This window comes from Paraburkholderia sp. EG287B, assembly GCF_040965595.1.
Lineage (GTDB): Bacteria > Pseudomonadota > Gammaproteobacteria > Burkholderiales > Burkholderiaceae > Paraburkholderia.
Genome location: NZ_JBFRCG010000016.1, coordinates 1 through 21,140 on the forward strand (window position 1 = coordinate 1; position 21,140 = coordinate 21,140).

Consider the following 21,140-nt stretch of genomic DNA (forward strand, 5'->3'; position numbering starts at 1 on the left):
AGCCCGAGGCCGCGCGGCGCCTGGGCATGCAGTACGGCCAGGAGAACGACCAGGTCCGTGCGGTCAACGAAGCCTTCGCATTCGTGATGGCGCAATTGCGCATGAAACTCGACGACGGCATGCAGGAGCTGACCGATCCGTTGCTCGATAACATGTTCGAGCACATGGCGCGGGCGATTCCATCGCTGTCGATCATCGAGTGCGCGCCCCTGAACCGGGGCGCAAAGGTGGCACAGATTCCCGCCGGGGCCGTGGTGCGCTCGGCGCCCGTCGGCCCCGACGGGGTGCAGTGCCCGTTCCGTACGACGCAGGCAGTCGATCTGCTGCCGCTTTCGGTTGAGGACTCGGTCCTCGCGGTACGCCCCGACGGGCGTACGGTTATCCGCCTGACGTTCGGCCTCTGGTTCGGCGACCAGCGCGAGCATACCGACCTGTCGCGCATCCGCCTCTACCTGCATGGCGACAGGCCCGCCGCCGCCGCGCTGTATGCTGCACTGACGCGCCAGATCGCCGCCATTGGCCTGCGCCTGCCCTCGGTACGCGACGGCGCGCTGGTACCGCTCGACGGGGTGCATTTCAAGCCAGCGGGGTTTGGCCCGTCGACGCGGCTGTGGCCGGTCCTGGACCCGAAACGCGACCAGGAACTCGACCGCGAACAGACGCTGCTGGAATATTTCGTCTTCCCGCAGAAGTTCCACTTCGTCGACCTGTGCGGTTTCGACAGCTCGATGGTGCCGGCGGGCGAAACGCGCATGATCCTCGAGATCGAACTGGACGGGCGTATGCCTGGCGACCAACCGGTAGGGCGCGAGAGCTTTCGCCTCTTCTGCACGCCCGTGATCAACCTGTTCGAGGTTGATGCACGGCCGCTGCAGCCCGCCGACTGGCATGACAGGGAACACCGCGTACGCGTGCATCCCGCCGTGGAGAGCCACGTCGAGCCCTACGACCTGCTTGAGGTGACCGCCGCAGACCCGGAGGGCAGCGCACGGTACGCTTACAGGCCGTTCAGCAGTTTCAGGCATCGCGGATGGATGCTGCACTACGAGAAGCCGGAACGGTACTTCCGTACCTCGACGCGCTATGGCGTGCTGGGGCAGGAGCTGTGGGTGACCCTCTCAGGGCAGCTCTGGGCCGGGACGTACCGCCACGCACCGGACGATGAGGCGCGTCCACGGCCCGACCGCCATGTCACGGTGCGTGCGCTCGCGAACAACGGACGTCTGCCGCGCATGGCGCTTGCGGAGGCAACGATCACGGAAACGGTCACGGGCTTTACCGGCATCGCATTGGTGCACAATGTGACAAAGCCGAGCCTGCCGCAGTATCCGCCGCGCTACTACCCGGGTTACGACTGGCGCGTGCTTGGGCACTACGCCGCGAATGGTGCGAATGAATTCAACCGGATGCTGATGGAAGGCGCGCCGGTACTGCGCGAGATCCTCGAACTCTACGACTGGACGCCTGACGAGGCGGTACCGCAGCGCATCGACGCGATCCGGACCGTGCATTTCTCGGAAGACCAGCAGATCCTGCAGCATGGTTACGTCCTGCGGATCGTGCGCATCCACGTCGACCTCGACGCGGGCGGTTTCGACGGGCCGGGCGACGCTATCCTGTTCGGTGACGTGCTGAACCACTTCCTGGGACGCTACGCGAGCGCGCCATGTTCCATGCAAGTGGTACTCACCATCGACGGCAAGGAGACGGTCTATCCACGCACCGACTTTAAGGGGGCACCATTCTGATGCGTGCTGGGATCCATACCGGAATCGTGCGGGGTGCGCTCGCCACAGGTCTCGCGCTGTCGGTTTCGGCGTGCGGTATGTGGCAGTCAGTCAAGGACGGAACCGTGCATGCCGCGCGCGCGGTGTTCGAGACGAAGGTCGAATAGATGAATCTTGTCATCACGGCGCGCGGCGCGCTGAACCAGGACGTGCGCGGCGCTTCGCTGCCGGTCGTGCTGCGGATCTATCAGCTCAAGGATGACCAGCCCTTTGCGACGGCGACCTATGCGCAGCTGCTGGAGGGTAACGATGCGCTGAAGGCCTCAACGCTCTGGAGCCGGGACGTGACGCTGGGACCGGGGCAGACGCTGAAGGTGTCGAAGCCGATTGGCGAAGCGGCGAACTACGTAGCCGTAGCGGCGTTCTTTCGCGACACGGCGAACACCGAATGGTCCGTACTGGTGCCGAAATCGCAGTGGAAGAAGACCGACCCGGTGAGGCTGGTGGCAGCGGAGCGCACGCTGGAAATCGACTCGGAGCACCGATGAAGTCTCTGCACTGATGGATGATAGTCATGCGCTGGCCGCGCTGGAACCGGCGCTCGACGAAGCCACGGGCCGGTATCGCACGGGGACGCACACTGCCAGGTGTCACGCCCACGCGCACCAACCGGCACAACGCATACAATTGACCCGGACCCACTCAGAACTGAACGGCGATGCGCATTCTTGTGATCGAAGACGAGCCGAAGACCGGCGCGTATCTGAAGAAGGGCTTCGAGGAATCCGGCTATGCCGTGGACGTGGCCGTGGACGGCGCGGAAGGCCTGATTCTCGCGAAAGAGGCCGCGTACGACGTCATCGTGCTCGACGTCATGCTGCCCGAAATGGACGGCTGGACGGTGCTCAAGACGCTGCGCGCCACACACACCACGCCGGTGCTGTTCCTCACCGCGCGCGACGATATCAGCGACCGCGTGAAGGGCCTCGAGCTGGGCGCGGACGACTACCTCGTCAAGCCGTTCGCCTTCGTCGAACTGCTCGCGCGCGTGCGCACGCTGGCCCGCCGCGGCCCACCGCGCGAGAGCGACGTGCTGCTGCTCGGCGACCTCGAAGTGGACGTCACGCGCCGGCGCGTGAAGCGCGGTGCCACGCGCATCGACCTCACGCCGAAGGAGTTCTCGCTGCTGCAACTGCTCGTGCGCCGCCAGGGCGAAGTGCTCACGCGCACGCAAATCGCCTCCTACGTGTGGGACATGAACTTCGACAGCGACACCAACGTCGTGGAAGTTGCCATTCGCCGCCTGCGCGCGAAGGTGGACGACGCGTTCGACGTCAAGCTGATCCACACGGTGCGCGGCGTGGGCTACGTCGCTGAAATCAAAGGGAATGCCTGATGCCGCGCATGGCTGTGCGCTCGCTCGCCACCGGCCTCGCGCTGAGTTTCGCGGGTACCACGCTCGCGGTATTCGCGCTCGTGGGCAGCACGCTCTATTTCACGCTCGACCGCGAAGTGAAGCAGCAGGACGACCTCGATATCGTGCTGATTTCGCGGCACACGCGCCGCCTCGCGCAGGAGCTGCACAACGAGCACGACGTGCGCGACCATGCGGAGCGCCTCACGAGCCAGGTGCTCGGCAACCCCGCGCTTTCCATGGAAATACTCGGCGCCGGCGGTGCGCAACTCGTCGAGCACAACACGGCGGGCATCGCGGACGCGGGGTTTCCGGAAGCGGCGCTCGCGTGGCGCCTCCCGCCGACGCAACGCATTACCGAAGGCGACGTGGTGGCGTGGCGCAACGCGCGCGGCGTACCCGTGCGCGGACTCGCCACCGACGCCGCGCTGGCGGACGGCACGCCCGTCACCATCGTCATCGCACGCGACATGACCGATCGCTGGCGGCTGCTCGATCACTATCGCGAGCGGCTCTACGGCTTCGGCCTGGCGGGCATGCTGCTCGCGTTCCTCATGAGCTGGCTGCTCGTGCGCGAGTCGCTGCGCCCGCTGCGCGAGATGGCGGCGCGCGCGGCCACGGTCACGGTCGACCGGCTCGATACCCCCATCGAAGTCGAACGCGCGCCGAGCGAGCTCGAAGCACTCACGAAATCGCTCAACGCCATGCTCGACCGTTTGCACGGCGGCTTCGAGCGGATGTCGCAATACACGGCGGATCTCGCGCACGACATGCGCACGCCGCTCGGCAACCTGCGCGGCGCGAACGAAGTGGCGCTCGCGCGAGAGCGCACCACGGCCGAATACGAGGCGTTGCTCGAATCGAATCTGGAGGAATGCGAACGGCTTTCGCGCATGATCGAAAGCGTGATCTTTCTCGCACGCGCGGAGCACCCGCAGTTCATGACGACGCTCGCGGAGTTCGACGTGCACGAAGCGCTCACGCAGATTGCCGACTACTTCGAAGGTCTCGCCGACGAGGCCGGCGTGCAAATCCGCGTGCAGGGCGAGGGCCGCCTGCGCGCGGACAAGGAGCTGTTCCGGCGCGCCGTGGGCAACCTGCTCGCCAATGCGCTGCGCTATACGCCGCGTGGCGCGGCGATCACGCTGAGCGTCGCGCAGACGTCAACGGCCGTCGAGATCACGGTAGCCAATCCGGGCCCGCCCATCGAAGCCGCGCTGCTGGAGCGCATTTTCGACCGCTTCTATCGCGCGGATGCGTCGCGCCACCGCGAGGCGCGCGCGGGAGCTTCGGCAGGTCTGGGGCTCGCGATCGTGCGCACGATCATGGCGCTGCACGGCGGCTCGGCGCGCGCGGAAAGCGATGCGGCGAGCACGCGGTTCATCCTGACGTTCGCCCGCTTTTAGCGCTCAGGTCGCTCAGTGCCGCGCGGTCCCAGCCGCCACCGAGCGCCTCCAGCAGATGCACGCTCGCATCGAGCCTTCTTGCCGCGATCTGCTCTTCGTTGCGTTCGTTCGAGAGCGCGATGGTCTGCGCCGTCACGACATCGAGATAGTTCACCGCGCCCGCCTGGTAGCGGTTGGTGGTGAGCTTGAGCGAGAGTTGCGCGGCGGCGGTGGCGCGCTGCTGGCTTTGCGCTTCGCTCGCCAGCGTGTCGAGCGCGCTCAGGTTGTCTTCGACTTGCTGGAACGCCGTCAGCACGGTTTGCCGGTAGCCGGCCACGGCCGCGTCGTATTGTGCGTTCGCGCCCTTGAGCGTGGCGTCGCGCCGTCCGCCGTCGAAGAGCGTGCCCGCCAGTTGCGAGCCGAGCGACCAGAACAGGCTCGGCGCGCTGAGCCACGGCGCGAAGAACGTGCTTTCGAGGCCCGCCGTCGCGGAGAGCGTGAGGTCGGGATAGAAGGCCGCACGCGCTACGCCGATTCCGGCATTGGCCGCGGCCACGCGCCGCTCGGCCGCCGCGATGTCGGGACGCCGTTCGAGCAGCGCGGAGGGCACGCCCGCGGGAATCGACGGCACGACGGCAGGATCGACACGCGGCGGCAGGCTGAACGTCGAAGCGGGCACGCCGGTCAGCGTGGCGATGGCGTGCTGAAGCTGCGCGCGCTGCACGTCGATGTCGCTGTCCGCCGTGCGCGCGCTTTCGAGCTGGGTTTGCGCCTGGGCGACGGCGGAGGCGTCGATCGCGCCATCGGCGAGCTGCTGCTGCACGATGTGTAGCGCGGCCGTGTAGGCGGTCACGGTGTCGTCGAGCAGCTTCTTTTGTCGATCGAGCGAGCGCAAATCGAAGTAATCCGTAGCAAGCTGGCTCGCAACCGAAAGGCGCACCGATTCGAGGTCGGCTTGCGTGGCCTGGGCGTTGGCGTGCGCCTGGGTGGTCGCGTCCTTGACGCGCCCGAACAGGTCGGGTTCCCAGCTTGCCGTGAGGCCCGTCGAATAATCGGGAATCGTCTTGCCCGCGAGCGAATGGTCGACGAGATTCTGCGAGGTCCGGTAACGCTGCGCCGCCACGCCTGCCGTGACGGTCGGCGCATAGCCCGCGCGCTGATAGTCGATCATCGCGCGCGCGGCTTCGAGATTGGCGACGGCCTGGCGCACGGTCTGGTTCGACACGTCGACGCGGGCTTCGAGCTGGTCGAGGTCGTCGTCGCCGAAGAGCGTCCACCATGGGCCGCGCGATTTGGCGTCGGCGGGCGCGGCGACGCTCCAGCCGGGCGCCGCTGCGGGTTGCACTGCTTGTGTGGCGTAGTGCTCGGGTACGTCCGCCGAGGGCGTGCTGTAATGCGGCAGCGTAATGCACGCCGCGAGCGATGCCACCGTGCAGGCGACGACGATCCGGCGAAGCGATGGAAGAGGGTGTTCGAACATGATGAGCCTCACTTACGCGTTCGCTTGCGTAGCCGTCGAAGCCGCGACCACGCGCACGCTCTGGCCGCTGGCAATGGCGTCGCCGGGATTGTTGATGACGCGATCGGCCGGCGCGAGTCCGGTGGCGATTTCCACGTAAGTCCCGAAATCCCGGCCGATAGTCACCTTGCGCAATTGCACCGTATTCTTTGCATCCACCACCGCGACGGTCACGCCGTCGGGGCGGAACAGCAGCGCGCTCACGGGCAGTTCGAGCGCGGGCGCGGCCGCCGTGAACGCAAGATGCACCTGCGCGTAGGCGCCGGGCATCAGCGCGCCGTCGTGGTTGTCGACATCGACTTCCACGCGCAACGTGCGGCTCACGGGATCGATCACGTTCGCACTGCGCGCCACGCTCGCCTCGAAGCGGCGCCCCGGATATTGCTGCGTCGTCAGCCAGACGGTCGTGCCCGGCGTGACGAGGCTCGCGTCGTCCTGGGGCACGTCCACGTACACGCGCAGCCGGTCGGTCTGGGAGATATGGAACAACTCGCCTGGCATCGTGGCGAGGCCGGGCGTGCCGCCCGCGGTGACGAGCGCGCCCACTTGCACGTTGCGCGCCGTAATGACGCCGTCGAAAGGCGCCGTGACGTTCTGATAGGAAACCAGCTCCTGCAGCCGCGCCACGTTGGCCTGCGCCGCCTGGAGCGTGGCCAGTTTCGCGGCGGCGTCGCTCGTTTTCGCCTGGGCGTCCTGCTCGGAAACCGATTGCGTCTGCAGCATCGTCTGCCAGCGCTGCGCCGTGCTGCTGGCGAAGCGATAGTTGGCCTGTGCGGTGGCTTCGTCGGCGCGCGCCTGCTGGAGCTGCGCGTCGAGTTCGGGCGTGTCGATCTGCGCGAGCGTCTGGCCCGCCTTCACATGCGCGCCGATATCCGTGTACCAGTGCTGCACGTACCCGCTCGTGCGCGCGTAGATCGAGGCGTCGGCCCAGGACATCACCGAGCCGGGCAGCAACAGGTCTTGCGTGGCGGGTGCGCGCGTGGGCGTGAGCGTGGAGACGATCAGCTCGCGCTGTGCCGCGACCTGCCGGGCTTGCGCCGTGCGCGCCTCGAGGCGCGGCACGATGCCCGCCGTGAGGAGCGTCGCGGCGATGGCGAGGCAGGTCAGGCCGACGACGACAGCCGAGCGACCTCGCGTTGCGGTTGGCGCCGCGGCATCGCGTTCTTCGTGCGGTGTCTGCGATTTCATCTGGAATCCTTATTCAACGTGAGTGGTTGCACTGGCTTGCGCATCGTTGCTGGCATCGCGCGCGGCGCGGCGTTGCGCGAGCCAGCCATGCACCATGCCGAACACGACCGGCACGAACACGAGCGTGGAGAGCGTGCCGATCGCGAGGCCGCCGATCACGGCGCGCCCGAGCGGTGCGTTCTGTTCGCCGCCGTCGCCGAGACCGAGCGCCATCGGCAGCATGCCGATCAGCATGGCGAGCGCCGTCATGAGCACGGGGCGAAAGCGGTTGAAGCCCGCGTCGAGCGCGGCGGCGAGCGGCTCCATGCCCGCGGCGAGCGACTCGCGCGCCGTGTTGATGACGAGAATGCTGTTGGCCGTGGCGATACCCATGCAGAGGATCGTGCCCGTGAGCGCCGGCACGCTGAGCGTGGTTTGCGTGACGAACAGCATCCACGCGATGCCGGCGAGCGAGGCCGGCAGGCCGCTCACGATGATGAGCGGATCGAGCCACGACTGGAAGTTCACGACCATCAGCAGGTACACGAGCGCGATGGCGAACACGAGGCCCGCTGCGAGGCCGCTGAACGAGGCGTTCATCGACTGCACCTGGCCGCGCATCACGATCGACGAGCCCGGCGGCAGTTGCGCGCGCGCGGCGTTCACGAGGCGGTTCACGTCGGAGGCGACGCCGCCCAGGTCGCGTCCCTGTGTCGACGCGAAGATGTCGAGCACGGGCTGCACGTTGTAGTGCGAGACCACGGCTTCCTGCGAGCTGCGCGAAACCGTGCCGAGCGTGCCGAGCTGGTTTTGCGGCGAGAACGTGACCGATTGCGACGTCGTCAGCGGAATATTGGCGAGCGTTTGCAGCGAATGAATATCGTATTGCGGCACCTCGGTCACGAGCGGATAGCTCACGCCGTTCTTCGGATCGAGCCAGAAATTGGGCGTGGTCTGCGAGCTGCCCGAGAGCGCGATGAGCAGGTTCTGCGCCACGTCGTGCTGCGTGAGGCCTGCTTGCAAGGCCTTCGTGCGATCCACGTCGACGTTGATGGTGGGCTCGTCGCCGGGCTGCTGGATGCGTGCGTCGACGAGGCCGCGGACGCCGCGCATCTGGTCGAGCAGGCGGTTCGCCACGACGCGATTCTGCGCGAGCTTGTTGCCGACGATCTGCACGTCGATGGGCGCGGGCAGGCCGAAGTTCAGGATCTGGCTCACGATGTCGGCGGGTAGGAACGCGAAGGTCACGCCCGGAAACGCGGCGTTGAGCACGTTGCGCAGCTTCGCCACGAATTGCGCGGTGGGTTTGTGCTTCGGCGCGAGCGTAACGAGGATGTCCGCATCTTCGGGGCCGATGGGGTCCGAGGAGTCGTACGTTAGGTTGATGCCGCTCACCGGCACGCCGATGTTGTCGAGCACTGCGGCTTGTTCGGCGGGCGGAATCACGCTGCGGATCTTCGCTTCGACTTCGTCGGTGATACGGGCCGTTTCCTCGATGCGCGTGCCGGTGGGCGCGCGCAGATGCAGGCGGATTTCGCCGGTATCGACAGCGGGAAAGAAGTCGCGTCCGGTGAACGGCACGAGCACGAGCGAGCCGAGGCAGAGCGCGACCCACAGCACGACGAAACGGCGGCGCTGCGCAATCGCGGCCTGAAGCAGCGCGCGATAGCGGTTGCGCACGGCTTCGAAGCAGTGCTCGAAGCCCGCCTGAAAGCGCGTCAACATACCCGCGATGCCGCGCCTGGGTGCAGCGTCAGGCTTGCGCGCGCGCAGCAGATACATGGCGAGCGTGGGAATCAGCGTGCGCGAGAAGAAGTACGACGCGCACATCGCGAACACCACGGCCTCGGCGAGCGGCACGAACAGATAGCGCGCAACGCCCGAAAGCAGGAACATCGGCACGAACACGATGCAAATGGAGAGCGTCGAGACGAACGTCGGCACGGCGATTTCGCCGGAACCGTTGAGAATGGCATCGTGCAGCGGCGCGCCGCGCTCCAGGTGATGCGTGATGTTTTCGATGGCGACGGTGGCGTCGTCGACGAGGATGCCGACCGCAAGCGCGAGCCCGCCGAGCGTCATGATGTTGATGGTCTCGCCGAGCGCCGCGAGCGCGATGAGCGACGTGAGCACGGCGAGCGGAATCGTCACGGCGATGATGAGCGTGGCGCGCCAGCTGCCGAGAAAGAGCAGGATCATCGCGGCGGTGAGGCAGGCCGCAATGAGCGCCTCGCGCACCACACCCGAGATCGCCGACTTCACGAACACGGACTGATCGGAGAGCGGCGTGATCTTGAGCGCGCTCGGCAGGCCCGCGGCGATCTTCGGCAGCATGGCCTTCACCTGCTGGATGATCGTGAGCGTCGAGGCGCTGCCGGTCTTTTCAATGGTAAGGAGTGCGGCGCGTTTGCCGTCCGCGCGCACGATATTCGTTTGCGGCGCGTAGCCGTCGATCACGTGCGCGACGTCGCGCACATACACCACGCTGCCATTCACGGTCTTGATGGGCAGGTCGTTGAGCGCCGCGACGGTTTGCGTGCTGCCGTTCATTTCCACGTTGTATTCGCGCGAGCCGATCTTCGCGGTGCCGCCGGGCAGGATGAGGTTCTGCGCGTTCACGGCGTTGACGACGTCCGCGGGTGCGAGACCTTTGGCCTGCAACGCTTTCGGATCGAGCTGCACCATGATCTGGCGAATCTTGCCGCCATAGGGCAACGGCACGGCCGCGCCCTGGACGGTCGCGAGCTGCGTGCGGATGAAGCTGTTGCCGAGGTCGTAAAGCGACTGCTCGGGCAAGGTCGCGCTAGAGAGGCCCAGTTGCAGCACTGGCACCGTGGAGGCGTTGTACGTGATGATGTTCGGCGGCAGCGTGCCGGGCGGCAGCACGCGCAGGATCGAGGCGGAGTTCGACGCCGCTTCGGCAATCGCGCGGTTGATGTCGGCGCCCGGATGGAAGAACACCTTCACGACCGACACGCCGTTGAGCGACTGGGATTCGATGTGCTCGATGTCGTCCACGTCCGAAGTCAGCGCGCGCTCGTAGTTCGAGGTGATGCGGTGCGCCATGTCCTCGGCGGAGAAGCCGTTGTAGGTCCAGACGATGCTGACCACCGGGATATTGATGTTCGGAAAAATGTCCGTGGGCGTGCGCATGATGGCGAGCGGCCCGAGGATAAAGAGCAGTACGGCCAGCACGATGAACGTGTAAGGCCGTCTGAGCGCCAGTTTTACGATCCACATGACGGGGTCCGGGTTGAGGCAGGAGTGGCGCAAGTATCGGGAGGGCGCGCTTACCCGGTGCTGACCTCGACATTACGGATTTGTCATCTTTGCCGCGCGGGGACGTTGGCCGCCGTGGGCGCGTAGCGCCCAGATAACGAACTCGTAATCAGCAGGTCAGCTTTGGGTCAGCGCCGCACGACCAGAATGCAGTCAACCTTCGCGATATTGCCGAGGGCGGCTGAGGCGGCATCTCCCCGATGCAGCGGCCATTCTTTGAGAGATGAACATCATGAAAGCACTCGTTTGCACATTGCTCGTTGCCTGCGCCCTGGCCGCTCCGGTTGCCGCTTTCGCACAGAGCGCCACCCCCGCCGACCCCGCCAACGCGCCGGTCACACGCGCCCAGGTGATCGCCGATCTCGTGCGGGTGGAGCAGGCGGGGTATCGTCCTGTGGCCAAGGACGTCAACTACCCGGATGACATTCAGCACGCGGAGGCGATCGTGGCGCAGGAGCAGGCGCAAAAGACCCAGCAGGCCGCGCCCGGCAGCACGGCGGTCGGCGGTGTGGCGATGACGGGCAGCTCGGACGCGGGTGCGCCGGTCGTGGCGAGCGTCGGCGAGCGGTCGATTTATGCGGGCCACTGAGCGGGCCACTGCGCGGGTCAATGCGCGGGTCAATGCGCGGGTCAATGCGCGAGCCGCTGAGTGCTCGAGCGCGGCGCAGCAGCCCCGGCGATAACGCCGGGCGCCGCCGCGCATTTCGATTCGCTTGATCAAACGTTTGCGCGGACGTAATTCGCCCCATTCGCGCGTAAAAAAGCGTTATTCATTTTTATTAAAGCTGCGAACCTGCCCCATTAATAACGGCGGCGTTAAATCAGCCGCATTGGCAAATTCACCACAATATCGCGTGTTTTTACGGCGTCATCTTTCCGGATCACGCAAATTCATAATGCGCTGGTAAGATACGCGCGAATTGGGATGGCCGCTCTCCATTCCGGGCTATTGGCGCGAACCCAGACCACTCGCGCCACCGGAACAGGAGTCCGCGCCATCAGGCCGACGGGGAGCGGCCGTCTTGCACTACGAATCGCGCGCGATGTTTAAAAAAAGCGCGTACGTTCGGATCGTGTGTTTAATCGCAAGCGTTTGAGTCTCGCGTTTCGCCGTTCCGGCGAATCGTCTGGCGCCGCTTGCCGCTGTTGCGCCTTGCGCAGACGGTCATTCCCCCCGCGGTCTAATCCCGCCGTCATGCCAATCAGGCGTATCGAACAGTCGCACATACCGGCCGAACCCGTCATGTCCACCCAGTCGACCCACCATCATCGCCTCTTTATGGCGCTGGTCGGTGTCATCAGCGCGGCGCTCAATACGGGCGCGCTCGTCGCGCTGTTGTTGCTGCGCGGACAGACCGGCGACACGCCGTACACGCGTGCGTTGACCGGCGCGTTCGCCGTGGCCGCGTTCGTCGTGTTTGCGCGCTTTCACCTGATCGCCAGCGCGCGTCATCTCTGGTGGATGCTGGGCCGCGGCGCATGGCGCTGGTGCCGGCTGCCGGTCGCGCTCATGGTGCTGCTGTTCGTGACGCATGGCGACGGCGGCACGACGGCCCTGCGCTCGCTGGTCGTGCAGTGGGCCGCCATCGCGCTGCCGCTGCAGCTCGTCGGGCTGGCCGTTTTGCGCGGCGTGGCCCACAGCGTCAACAACGCGCCCGGCAATCTGCGCCGTGCGGTGTTCTTCGGCATGGGTAGCGAGGCGCGCAAGCTTAACCTGCGCCTGCGGCGTTCGCCGATTCTCGGCATTCACGTGACGGGCTATTACAACGACGCACCCGCCGTGCCGCGTGACGGCGAAGCGCTGCCGCCTTATCTCGGCCGCTATGAAGACGCGGCCGCGCGCATCCACGCGAACGACTACGAGATCGTGTTCCTCGCGATGAACCAGGCCGCAATGGCGCGCGCCGACGCAACGGAAGTGAAGGACATCACGGCCGACATCGTGACGCGCCTCTACGATTCGACGGCGGCGATCTATCTCGTGCCCGAGCTGCGCTACCTCGAAGACGTCGCGACGACCGGCGCAGACCTCGCCGGAGTGCCGCTGCTGGCGCTCCACGACGTGCCGATTCTGGGCCTTTCGCGCATGCTCAAGCGCGCGGTCGACCTTGCCGGCGCCGCGTTGCTGCTCGCGCTGCTGTGGCCAGTCATGCTCGCGATCGCGCTGGCGATCCGGCTCGATTCGCCGGGCCCGGTGATGTTCAAACAGCGCCGCAACGGCGAGCACGGCCGGGCGATCGTCGTGCACAAATTCCGCTCGATGCGCGTCGCGGCGTACAACGAGGGCGACGCAGAAGAGCAGGGTGTGCGCCAGGCCCGCAGCGGCGACGACCGGATCACGGGCGTGGGGCGCTATCTGCGCCGGACTTCGCTCGATGAGTTGCCGCAGCTCTTCAACGTGCTGGGCGGTTCGATGAGTCTCGTGGGTCCGCGTCCGCACGCTGCGGAGCACAACGAAGAGTACCGGCAACTGATTCCCGGCTACATGCTGCGCCATAGCGTGAAGCCGGGCATTACCGGCTGGGCGCAGATCAACGGGCTGCGCGGCTTGACCGACACGCCCGACAAGATGCAGCGCCGCGTGGAGTACGACCGCTACTACATCACGCACTGGTCGCTGTGGCTCGACCTGCAGATCCTGCTGAAGACGATCCCGTCGATCGTCTCGGGCCGCAATGCGGTGTGAAGCGTGCGCCGCGCGAGACGAGGCCGGACGTGAGCCGGCCGCGCTCGCATCGGCGGCGTTACGCCGCGCGCTGCTGCGCGCGCGCCATGCGCCAGTGACGCCACAGGATGGCGAAGAAGCGGCGGTCGTCCACGAGGTAGCGGCGCCACAGGCGCGCGGGGTCCTGTTTGATGCGCCAGCACCATTCGAGACCGCAGCGCTGCATCCACAGGGGGGCGCGTTGCTGCAGGCCGACGGCGAACTCGACGGCCGCCCCCGCGCACAGCATGAGGCCGCCCGGCAGCTTGCCCGCGTGATGGAGGGCCCAGCGTTCCTGCTTGGGCATGCCGAGGCACACGAACACGATATCGGGCGCGGCCGCGCGCACGCGTTCGGCCACCGCATCGCCCTCGGGGCCGGTCGGGTCGAACGTCATGGAAGGCGCGATCACCTCGACGTCGAGGCCCGGATAGTGCTGCGCGAAGCCATCCACGAGCGTGGCTTCGTGCCCCGGGCGGCCGCCCACCACCACCACTTTCCAGCCGGCTGCGTGGGCGCGCTCGCACAGTGCGGGCAACAGGTCCGAGCCGGTCACGCGTTCCGGCAGCGGCGCGCCGAACAGGCGGCTCGCCCAGACCACGGGCATGCCGTCCGCGAACAGGAAGTCGGCGGTGCGGTAAAGGCGTTGCAGATCGGGCTGCGTGTCGAGACGCACCACGTGGTCGACGTTCGGCGTGACCGCCACCTGCGCCCGGCCGTCGCGCTGCAAGGCGGCGGTGCAAAGCACGTCGAGCGCGGTGTCGAACGACACGGCGGCGATATTGAGACCGAACAAGGGAATGCTCGGCTTGAAGACACCCCGTGCGGCCGCCTGCGGCGCCGCTGTTATGTAAGGCGTGCTCATCTTGTTTTTGTGACCCCGACGTGCGCACACGACGAGAGCCACGCACGGCGCCCGTTGAACCGGCGTCGTGCCACCCCGTCATGCGACGTACGTTATGTTTTTTTCTGGTCTCCTGGCTTTTGCCAAGGCGTTTTGGACTTCAGACAGAATCTTACTGCTGTGTCGGTGCGTCGGGTAATACGACAGTGTTTTTTTAGAGACAAAAATCGGGATGCGTCTGAAATTTCTCTGGTGGCGCCGGTGGTTGCACGCGGGCGATCGGTTACGATCGCCGCGGCCCGTTTTCCCTTTCCCATACGTAACAGACGATGATCACCGACGCCCGTGAGATTCCCGCCGGCACGACGCTGCACGCGGACCTGTGCATCGTGGGCGCCGGCGCCGCCGGCATTGCGCTCGCGCTCGCGCTGGAAGAGAGCGGGCTCGACGTGATCGTGCTGGAGAGCGGCGGCGATGCGCCCGAGCCCGCCACCCAGCAGCTGTACGCGGGCACGGTGGCGAACGCGGCGCTGCATCCGCCGCCCGACCACTACCGCGTGCGCCGCTTCGGCGGCTCGACCACGCTGTGGGGCGGCCGCTGCATGCCGCTCGACGCGCTCGACTTCGAGACGCGCGCCTACGTCGCGCACAGCGGCTGGCCGATCGCCTTCGCCGATGTGCTGCGCCACTACCCGCAAGCCAACGCGCTGTGCGAAGCGGGCGAATTCGCCTATACGGCCGAAGGCGCGTTCGCCGTGCCGCCGCGTCCGATGATCGGCGGCTTTGCCAGCGACGTGTTTTCGACGCACACGCTCGAGCGCTTCAGCTGCCCGACCGATTTCGGTCAACGTTACCGGGCGCGCCTCGCGAAGGGCCGCGTGCGCGTGCTACAGCATGCGAACCTGTGCCGCCTGCCGATGCTGGCGGGTTCGACGCGGCGCGTCGGCGCGGCCCAGGTGCGCGTGCTAAATACAAAGGACGCGACGGGCGGCGCGACGTTCGAGGTGGCCGCGCGCGCCTACGTGCTCGCGGCTGGCGGCCTCGAAGTGCCGCGTCTGTTGCTCAACAGCCCCGGGCCGAGCGGCCGGGGGCTCGGCAACGCCCACGACGTGGTGGGCCGCTATTACATGAGCCATCTCGCGGGCACGATCGGCGCGCTCGATCTCGCGGCGGCACAGTCCGTCTGGCACGGCTACGAGGTGACGGAAGAGGGCATCTATTGCCGTCGCCGCCTCGCACTGCGCCCGGAACAGCAAGCCGCGCTGCGCGCGGGCAACTTCATTGCGCGCCTGCATCATCCGCGCATTCCGGACGCCGGGCACGGCAACGGCATCCTCTCCGCGCTGTATCTCGCGCGCGGCATCGTGCCCTACGAATACGCGAAGCGCCTCTACGACGGCGCACCCGAAGGCTATGCGGGCTCCACGCTCGCGCACGCAAAGAACGTCGTCGCCGACGCGCCGAACGCGGCGCGTTTCCTGTGGCACTGGCTGCGGCGGCGCACGCTGGCCGCGCGCAAGTTCCCCTCGGTGATCGTGCGGCCCGCGAATCTGCGCTTCTCGCTCGACTTCCATGCGGAGCAGGAGCCCAATCCGGCGAGCCGCGTCACGCTCGGCGACGAAACCGATGCGCTCGGCCTGCGCCGCATTCATGTGGACTGGCGGTATACGCAACAGGACGTCGAGACCGTGAGCCGCGCGCTCGCCGCGCTCGCGCACGAGGTCGAGCGCGCGGGCGTGGGCCGCTTCAGCTACGACCCCGCGCAGGTCGAAGCCGAAATGACGCGCTACGGCGCCTATGGCGGCCATCACATCGGCACGGCGCGCATGGGGCGCGACGCGCGCACGAGCGTGGTCGATGCCGACTGCCGGCTGCACGAAGCGGACAACGTCTATGTGGCGGGCGCCGCCGTGTTCCCGACTTCGGGCCAGGCGAATCCGACCTTGACCATCGTCGCGCTCGCCCTGCGGCTCGCCGAACACCTCAAGGGCGCCGCCGATCTCGGCGCGCTGCCCGTTCCCATCGCAAACCAATCCGAACCCGCGTGATGAAAGCCCGTATTCTCGTTCTCGGCGCGACCGGCTTCGTCGGCCGCCATCTAGTGAAAGCGTTGAACAGTACCGGGTGGGCCGAGCCGGTGGCCGCCTCGCGCCGGCAAGGAAGCGGCCTGCGCCGTGTCGATGCCGCGGACCCCGCGTCGCTCGCCGCCGCGCTGGCCGACGTGGACGGCGTGGTCAACTGCGTGGCGGGTGCGCCGGCGACGATCGTCGCGAATGCGCGCGCGCTGGCTGCCGCGCTGGCGTCACGCGGTGCGCCGCTGCCGGTGGTCCACTTCAGTTCGATGGCGGTGTACGGCGCCGCCGAAGGCCGTATCGACGAAGCGGCGGCGCTCGACGCCGTGAGCCCCTATGGCCATGCGAAGGTCGAGTCGGAACGACTGCTCGCTTCGCTGCCCGCGCTGACGATATTGCGCCCGGGGTGCATCTACGGAGGCGGCAGTCCGCAGTGGTCGGCGCGCATTGCGCAACTGGTGCGCGCGCGGCGCCTGGGCGACCTCGGCGCTGCCGGCGACGGTTGCAGCAATCTCGTTCACATCGATGACGTCGTGCGGGCGGCGCTGGCCGCGCTGCGCACGCCGGCTTCGGACGCTCAGGCCTACAACCTGGCGATGGCCCAGGCGCCGCGCTGGAACGAGTACTTCGTCGCATACGCACGCATTCTGGGGGCGACGCCGGTGGAGCGGATCGGTGCGCGGCGTCTTGCGCTCGAAACGAAGCTGTGGGCGCCCGCACTGAAGATTGCCGGGATCGCCGGACGGAAACTGGGTGGCGTGAAGGTGCCGCCGCCGCTGCCGCCTTCGCTCGCGCGGCTGTGGCAACAGGACATCCGGCTCGACGCGCGCCGCGCGGAACAGGCGTTTGACATGACGTGGACGCCGTGGCGCGTCGCGCTGCAGGCCGAAGCGTTCGTGGCGGCAGCGTCGCGCGCCGACTGAACCGGTCGGGTTAGTCCGGGTTTCGGTTCGCCGGAGTCTCGGGCTTCGGCTTGCCGTTATCGTTCGGACTCCTGCAAACAACATTCGGCAACCGCAGCCGCTTCGACCATCGTACCCTCATGTTGCGACGCCTTTGTGGTGCCGGATCGCGACGCGACGGCTATTCAACGGCGGCATAAAAAGCATGCGCTCAAATCGGCAAACCAGCGAATTGAGGCCATAAAAAAGGCCTGTTCGCGACGCAGACGCACGCGCGCGCCCCATAGAATTTGAGCGTAGATCCACTCACGCAGCGTCAGGCGATCGATACCTGTCGGATCGCTTCCCCACATCGGATTTCCGGTTAATTCAGCATGACACGGCTTGCACGGCACTACGTCCCAGAACAACCGCAGCACGTTATCTTGCAGGGGCTCAAAGGGCCCGCATTCCTCGACGAAGGAGACTACCTCTACTTCCTCGCCTGCCTCGCGGACGCCGCGCGCGTCGCCGATCTGGCAGTCCACGCGTGGGTGCTCATGCCCGACGCGGTGCAGTTCCTCGTCACGCCTTCCTACGAGTCGAGCGTGGCCATGGCGATGCAGGCGGTTTGCCGTCGCTATGTCGAGACTTTCAACCGCCGCCATGGCCGCCGCGGTGCGATGTGGCGTGGCGAGTACCGGGCAACCGTGATCGAACCCGACCGCTATTTCCTGCTCGCGAGCCAGGTCATCGATCATGCGCCGGTGCGCAACCACCTCGTGGCCGAGCCGGGCAACTATCCGTGGTCGAGCTACACGCACCACGTCGGGTTGCGTGTCGACAGGTTCATCAAGGACCATCCGCTCTACCGGGCGCTCGGCGATACGCCGTTCGAGCGCCACGAGTCCTACCGCGATCTGGGCGTGCAGCCTCTGGACGAAGCCGAGGTCAACAACCTGATGCGGGCGACGCTCGAAGGCTGGGTGCTCGGTAGCGCTGCATACTGCGAGTGGGCGGCGCAGACCGCCAACCGGCGGTTGATGCCATTGCTGCTGCGCGACCGGCCGAGCAAGGTTCGCCCGGCTAGCGCCCACGCATGACGAGCGACGAAGGGCTAGCCGCTGCACAGCGAGCGGAATCACGAGCGTGCGCCTCTTTCGTGGAGGCGCATAATAAGCGCTCGGCGAGTCATCCAGCTATTGTTCACGCGCAGGCGGGAAGTGAATCTCCCATTCTTCACGATCGGCCATTCCGACCGCACCCTCGATGAATTTATCGGGCTGTTGAGGGGTGCGGACATCGGCATGCTCGTCGACGTCAGAAAAATGCCGAGGTCGAGAACCAACCCGCAATTCAACGAGGAAACCTTGCCCGCAGCGCTTGCGGCCTGCGAGATCTCATACGAGCACGAATCCGTTCTCGGCGGTCTGCGCGGAAAATCGCGAACCGTCTCCGCGGACGTCAATGGCTTCTGGATCAACAGCAGCTTCCATCATTACGCCGATTACGCGCTTTCCGAGGCGTTTCACGCGGGCATCGATCATCTGATCGAACAGGGGCGCGCCAGGCGCTGTGCCGTGATGTGCTCGGAAGCCGTCTGGTGGCGGTGTCACCGACGCATCATCGCCGACTATCTGATCGCGCGCGGTGAAACGGTTTTACACATCATGAGTGCGCAACGGCACGAACCCGCGCAACTGACGGCGGGGGCGGTCGTTCGTCCTGATGGGTCGATCGTCTATCCCCCGGCGAACCAGGCGAAAACCTGAATTGCCATCCGGGCGATGTCTACGGCACGCCCGCCTGCCAGGCCGCAAGCGCCAGCATCCGCGGCCTCGGCCATCGCTTCGTCCGGCTTCCGCTACGGCTGCCCGGCTCCCAAAAAGTGCCAGCGAATCTGAAAATTGTGTAGGGACAGCTTCGCGCCCAGGACCTATCTTTCTGCCAGCGAATCCGATGTCCAGCGGTTTACGGGTGGCTGTGACGCTGATAAAAAATGGAGACTAGTACTGTGCGTTCTTCGCTTCAGATGAAAAATAAAATCCTGACGTGCCTCGCCCTTGCCGCCGCTGCGGCGCTCGTTCCGGGCGCGGACGCCGCGACGGCCACCAAGGGCGACTTGCTGATTTACCGCATCGGCCCGAGCACCTCGGAGCTCTACGTCGCCAATGCCGACGGCAGCGACGAACACCGTCTGATCCAGTCCGACGGGTTCGATTATCACGGCTCCTTTTCGCCGGACGGCAAATGGATCGTGTTCAGCTCGGAGCGCGACGGTCTCGGCCATGCCAGCCTCTATCGCGTGCGCGTGGACGGCACGGGCCTGCAGCGCCTGACCGACTGGATCGGGGTGAGCGACGCGGCGGTCTACAACCCGGCCGATCCGGATCTGATCGCGTTCGTGTCGTCGCGTCGCGGCAAGGACAGCTGGGGCACGACGAACATCTGGACGCTCAACCTCAAGACGGGTGCGTTGCATAACGTGACCGGCGATATCAAGTTCGACCCGGACAAGCCGCACAGCTTCTTCCGGCCTTCGTGGTCGCCGGACGGCAAGTGGATCGCGCTGTCGTCGGATATCGGCAGCGACTGGCGCGGCCACAACCTGCCGGTCGGCTGGGAGCGTACCCAGGAAAGCAGCATCTACGAGATCCATCCGGACGGCACGGGCTTCAGGCAGATCACCTCCCGCGCTGGCTTCGCCGAAGGCTCGCCGTCGTGGTCGGCGGACGGCAAGCACGTGGTGTTCTATGAGACGCCGGTCGAATCGACCTGGGGCGCGCACCGTCCCGAGGCGATCGGCAAGGTCGACACGCAGATCGTTCAGGTCGACGTGGCGACGGGCGAGCGCAAGGAACTGACGAACACGCCGGGATTCAAGGTGTTCCCGCAATACGTGGGTGCAACCGACGTCGCGTATCACATCAAGAATGGCGCTCAGGAAGGGCTCTATACGACGGGCGGCCAATCGCGCGCGACGGCGGGAAGCGGCATCCGCTCGCCGCATTATTCGGCTGACGGCAAGCAGGTCGTCTACGAGAAGGTGGTGTACAACAAGCCGTTCCATCCGAACGGCACGCCGCTCTACAGCTTCGATCCCGCATGGAACTACCGTTTCGTCGATGTGTTCCCGCAACTCTCGCGCGACGGCAAATCGCTCGTGTACACGGAGAAGGCGGTCGGCTCGTCGATCGTCGTTGCGAATGCCGACTTCACCGACGCCCGCCATATCTACGATCCCGCGACCAGCGGCCTCGATCCGAAGATGATCAAGATGGGGCTGGCGGGCGCGTTCGAGCCGACCTGGTCGCCGGACAAGCAGTGGGTGGCCTTCGGCGTGGGCGGCTGGTTCTTCACGCGCGCTCACATGCCGGGCCGCATCATGCGCATCAAGGCCGATGGCAGCATGAACGGCAAGCCGGAGGTGCTGACCGACGGGAAAGAGAACGCAGGCTTCCCGAGCTATTCGCCGGACGGCACCCGGGTCGTCTACCGCGTATGGAGCGATACGGACAAGGGCTTGCGCGTTCTCGACCTGGAGACGCACAAGACCACCGTGCTGACCACCGAGCCGGACAACCTGCCAGGCTGGTCGCCGGACGGCAAGCGCATCGTGTTCACGCGCAAGGAGGTCAACCCGACTGACCCCAACAAGTTCCACTATGACGTGTACACGATCCACCCGGACGGCACGGATGTGCAGCGCGTCACGCCGCCGGGTTCGAATCAGGCCCACGCAACCTGGACATGGGACGGCCGCATTGCCTACAGCTCAGGCGAGTATGGCTTCCGCGACGAGCTTTCGCTTTACGACGACACGTTCCAGCCCGACGGCCAGAACTGGGTGATGAATGCGGACGGCAGCGACCGGCGTGCGATTACCGACACGCTTTGGGAAGATTCGATGCCGCTTTATATTCCCAAACAGTAAGCCCCTCCGCAGGTTTAATCGACAAAGGCACCGCGCTCAGGCGCGGTGCCTTTTTTATTGCGGCTGCTCGCAACCAGGATTCGCATGGCAGTACTGATCAATGAAATCGCGCGATTCAACGTCCGGTACTTTCGAGTCCTGCGCGAGTCGAGATTTACCCGGATATTCACCCGCTCTCAGTAAAAAGTGCCAGCGAAAATCACTTTTGTGTAAA

Annotated in this window: 16 protein-coding genes; 11 read left to right on the top strand and 5 right to left on the bottom strand. The window is 66.2% G+C overall.

The genetic code is table 11. From position 1 onward, the window contains the following. The 4 genes from tssF to AB4Y40_RS27935 form a co-directional block, all read left to right on the top strand. A partial coding sequence (gene tssF, locus AB4Y40_RS27920) for a type VI secretion system baseplate subunit TssF (RefSeq protein WP_368690597.1) occupies nucleotides 1-1,748 on the top strand: 1,748 nt, incomplete at its 5' end. Nucleotides 1,749-1,894: 146 nt separating this feature from the next. Then, nucleotides 1,895-2,275, top strand: coding sequence for a type VI secretion system lipoprotein TssJ (gene tssJ / locus AB4Y40_RS27925; protein ID WP_368690598.1), 381 nt, complete (start codon nucleotides 1,895-1,897; stop codon nucleotides 2,273-2,275). A gap of 170 nt (nucleotides 2,276-2,445) precedes the next feature. Next, nucleotides 2,446-3,123 carry a heavy metal response regulator transcription factor gene (locus tag AB4Y40_RS27930; protein ID WP_368690599.1) on the top strand — a complete coding sequence of 226 codons (678 nt, stop codon included), beginning with the start codon at nucleotides 2,446-2,448 and terminating at the stop codon, nucleotides 3,121-3,123. Between the two features lie 8 nt (nucleotides 3,124-3,131). Next, nucleotides 3,132-4,547: a heavy metal sensor histidine kinase gene (locus AB4Y40_RS27935; RefSeq protein WP_368690809.1), complete on the top strand. Its 1,416-nt coding sequence runs from the start codon at nucleotides 3,132-3,134 to the stop codon at nucleotides 4,545-4,547. Here AB4Y40_RS27935 and AB4Y40_RS27940 read toward each other — a convergent pair. Genes AB4Y40_RS27940 through AB4Y40_RS27950 form a run of 3 tightly spaced genes read right to left on the bottom strand, consistent with a single transcriptional unit; the run spans nucleotide 4,522 to nucleotide 10,452 of the window. Further along, nucleotides 4,522-6,006 (bottom strand): efflux transporter outer membrane subunit, encoded by a 1,485-nt coding sequence (locus AB4Y40_RS27940; RefSeq protein ID WP_368690600.1) that lies wholly within the window; start codon nucleotides 6,004-6,006, stop codon nucleotides 4,522-4,524. The two genes, AB4Y40_RS27935 and AB4Y40_RS27940, sit on opposite strands and share 26 nt — an antisense overlap. A 12-nt stretch (nucleotides 6,007-6,018) precedes the next feature. Continuing rightward, nucleotides 6,019-7,233: an efflux RND transporter periplasmic adaptor subunit gene (locus tag AB4Y40_RS27945; protein WP_368690601.1), complete on the bottom strand. Its 1,215-nt coding sequence runs from the start codon at nucleotides 7,231-7,233 to the stop codon at nucleotides 6,019-6,021. A gap of 9 nt (nucleotides 7,234-7,242) precedes the next feature. Beyond that, nucleotides 7,243-10,452, bottom strand: a complete 3,210-nt coding sequence (locus tag AB4Y40_RS27950; RefSeq protein ID WP_368690602.1) for an efflux RND transporter permease subunit — start codon at nucleotides 10,450-10,452, stop codon at nucleotides 7,243-7,245. A 271-nt stretch (nucleotides 10,453-10,723) separates the two neighbouring features. Between AB4Y40_RS27950 and AB4Y40_RS27955 the strand changes: the two genes are divergently transcribed. Continuing rightward, on the top strand, nucleotides 10,724-11,080 hold the full coding sequence (locus tag AB4Y40_RS27955; RefSeq protein WP_368690603.1) for a DUF4148 domain-containing protein: 357 nt from the start codon (nucleotides 10,724-10,726) through the stop codon (nucleotides 11,078-11,080). A 654-nt stretch (nucleotides 11,081-11,734) separates the two neighbouring features. Next, a complete protein-coding gene (locus tag AB4Y40_RS27960; protein ID WP_368690604.1) occupies nucleotides 11,735-13,177 on the top strand; it encodes an undecaprenyl-phosphate glucose phosphotransferase in 1,443 nt (480 codons plus the stop codon). Between the two features lie 58 nt (nucleotides 13,178-13,235). Here AB4Y40_RS27960 and AB4Y40_RS27965 read toward each other — a convergent pair whose 3' ends face one another. After that, entirely contained in the window at nucleotides 13,236-14,060 is an 825-nt protein-coding gene (locus tag AB4Y40_RS27965) for a WecB/TagA/CpsF family glycosyltransferase (protein ID WP_368690605.1), read from the bottom strand. Between the two features lie 308 nt (nucleotides 14,061-14,368). On the opposite strand from AB4Y40_RS27965, the gene AB4Y40_RS27970 reads away from it, so the two are divergent. Further along, nucleotides 14,369-16,087: an FAD-dependent oxidoreductase gene (locus AB4Y40_RS27970; protein WP_368690606.1), complete on the top strand. Its 1,719-nt coding sequence runs from the start codon at nucleotides 14,369-14,371 to the stop codon at nucleotides 16,085-16,087. Further along, the gene (locus AB4Y40_RS27975) at nucleotides 16,087-17,034 is read left to right on the top strand and encodes an NAD-dependent epimerase/dehydratase family protein (protein ID WP_368690607.1); all 948 of its coding nucleotides are present in this window, start codon (nucleotides 16,087-16,089) and stop codon (nucleotides 17,032-17,034) included. Before AB4Y40_RS27970 ends, AB4Y40_RS27975 begins: the two co-directional genes overlap by 1 nt. Before the next feature lie 164 nt (nucleotides 17,035-17,198). Here the strand turns inward: AB4Y40_RS27975 and AB4Y40_RS27980 are convergent, their stop codons facing one another. Then, nucleotides 17,199-17,366, bottom strand: a complete 168-nt coding sequence (locus AB4Y40_RS27980) for a hypothetical protein (protein ID WP_368690608.1) — start codon at nucleotides 17,364-17,366, stop codon at nucleotides 17,199-17,201. A gap of 21 nt (nucleotides 17,367-17,387) precedes the next feature. On the opposite strand from AB4Y40_RS27980, the gene AB4Y40_RS27985 reads away from it, so the two are divergent. The 3 genes from AB4Y40_RS27985 to AB4Y40_RS27995 all read left to right on the top strand — a co-directional run bounded on the left by AB4Y40_RS27985 (nucleotide 17,388) and on the right by AB4Y40_RS27995 (nucleotide 20,926). Then, a complete protein-coding gene (locus AB4Y40_RS27985) occupies nucleotides 17,388-18,095 on the top strand; it encodes a transposase (RefSeq protein ID WP_368690609.1) in 708 nt (235 codons plus the stop codon). Between the two features lie 120 nt (nucleotides 18,096-18,215). Then, complete coding sequence (locus AB4Y40_RS27990) at nucleotides 18,216-18,764, top strand: DUF488 family protein (protein WP_368690810.1); 549 nt, start codon at nucleotides 18,216-18,218, stop codon at nucleotides 18,762-18,764. 260 nt (nucleotides 18,765-19,024) lie between these two features. Then, a complete protein-coding gene (locus tag AB4Y40_RS27995) occupies nucleotides 19,025-20,926 on the top strand; it encodes a hypothetical protein (RefSeq protein ID WP_368690610.1) in 1,902 nt (633 codons plus the stop codon). Nucleotides 20,927-21,140: the final 214 nt, after the last annotated feature.

Coding starts and splice junctions, on each gene's coding strand:
- AB4Y40_RS27935 (WP_368690809.1), top strand. CDS start 3,132: ATGGCTGTGCGCTCGCTCGCCACCGGCCTCGCGCTGAGTTTCGCGGGT.
- AB4Y40_RS27930 (WP_368690599.1), top strand. CDS start 2,446: ATGCGCATTCTTGTGATCGAAGACGAGCCGAAGACCGGCGCGTATCTG.
- AB4Y40_RS27940 (WP_368690600.1), bottom strand. CDS start 6,006: ATGTTCGAACACCCTCTTCCATCGCTTCGCCGGATCGTCGTCGCCTGC.
- AB4Y40_RS27985 (WP_368690609.1), top strand. CDS start 17,388: ATGACACGGCTTGCACGGCACTACGTCCCAGAACAACCGCAGCACGTT.
- tssJ (WP_368690598.1), top strand. CDS start 1,895: ATGAATCTTGTCATCACGGCGCGCGGCGCGCTGAACCAGGACGTGCGC.
- AB4Y40_RS27980 (WP_368690608.1), bottom strand. CDS start 17,366: ATGTGGGGAAGCGATCCGACAGGTATCGATCGCCTGACGCTGCGTGAG.
- AB4Y40_RS27975 (WP_368690607.1), top strand. CDS start 16,087: ATGAAAGCCCGTATTCTCGTTCTCGGCGCGACCGGCTTCGTCGGCCGC.
- AB4Y40_RS27995 (WP_368690610.1), top strand. CDS start 19,025: ATGAAAAATAAAATCCTGACGTGCCTCGCCCTTGCCGCCGCTGCGGCG.
- AB4Y40_RS27950 (WP_368690602.1), bottom strand. CDS start 10,452: ATGTGGATCGTAAAACTGGCGCTCAGACGGCCTTACACGTTCATCGTG.
- AB4Y40_RS27965 (WP_368690605.1), bottom strand. CDS start 14,060: ATGAGCACGCCTTACATAACAGCGGCGCCGCAGGCGGCCGCACGGGGT.
- AB4Y40_RS27955 (WP_368690603.1), top strand. CDS start 10,724: ATGAAAGCACTCGTTTGCACATTGCTCGTTGCCTGCGCCCTGGCCGCT.
- AB4Y40_RS27970 (WP_368690606.1), top strand. CDS start 14,369: ATGATCACCGACGCCCGTGAGATTCCCGCCGGCACGACGCTGCACGCG.
- AB4Y40_RS27945 (WP_368690601.1), bottom strand. CDS start 7,233: ATGAAATCGCAGACACCGCACGAAGAACGCGATGCCGCGGCGCCAACC.
- AB4Y40_RS27960 (WP_368690604.1), top strand. CDS start 11,735: ATGTCCACCCAGTCGACCCACCATCATCGCCTCTTTATGGCGCTGGTC.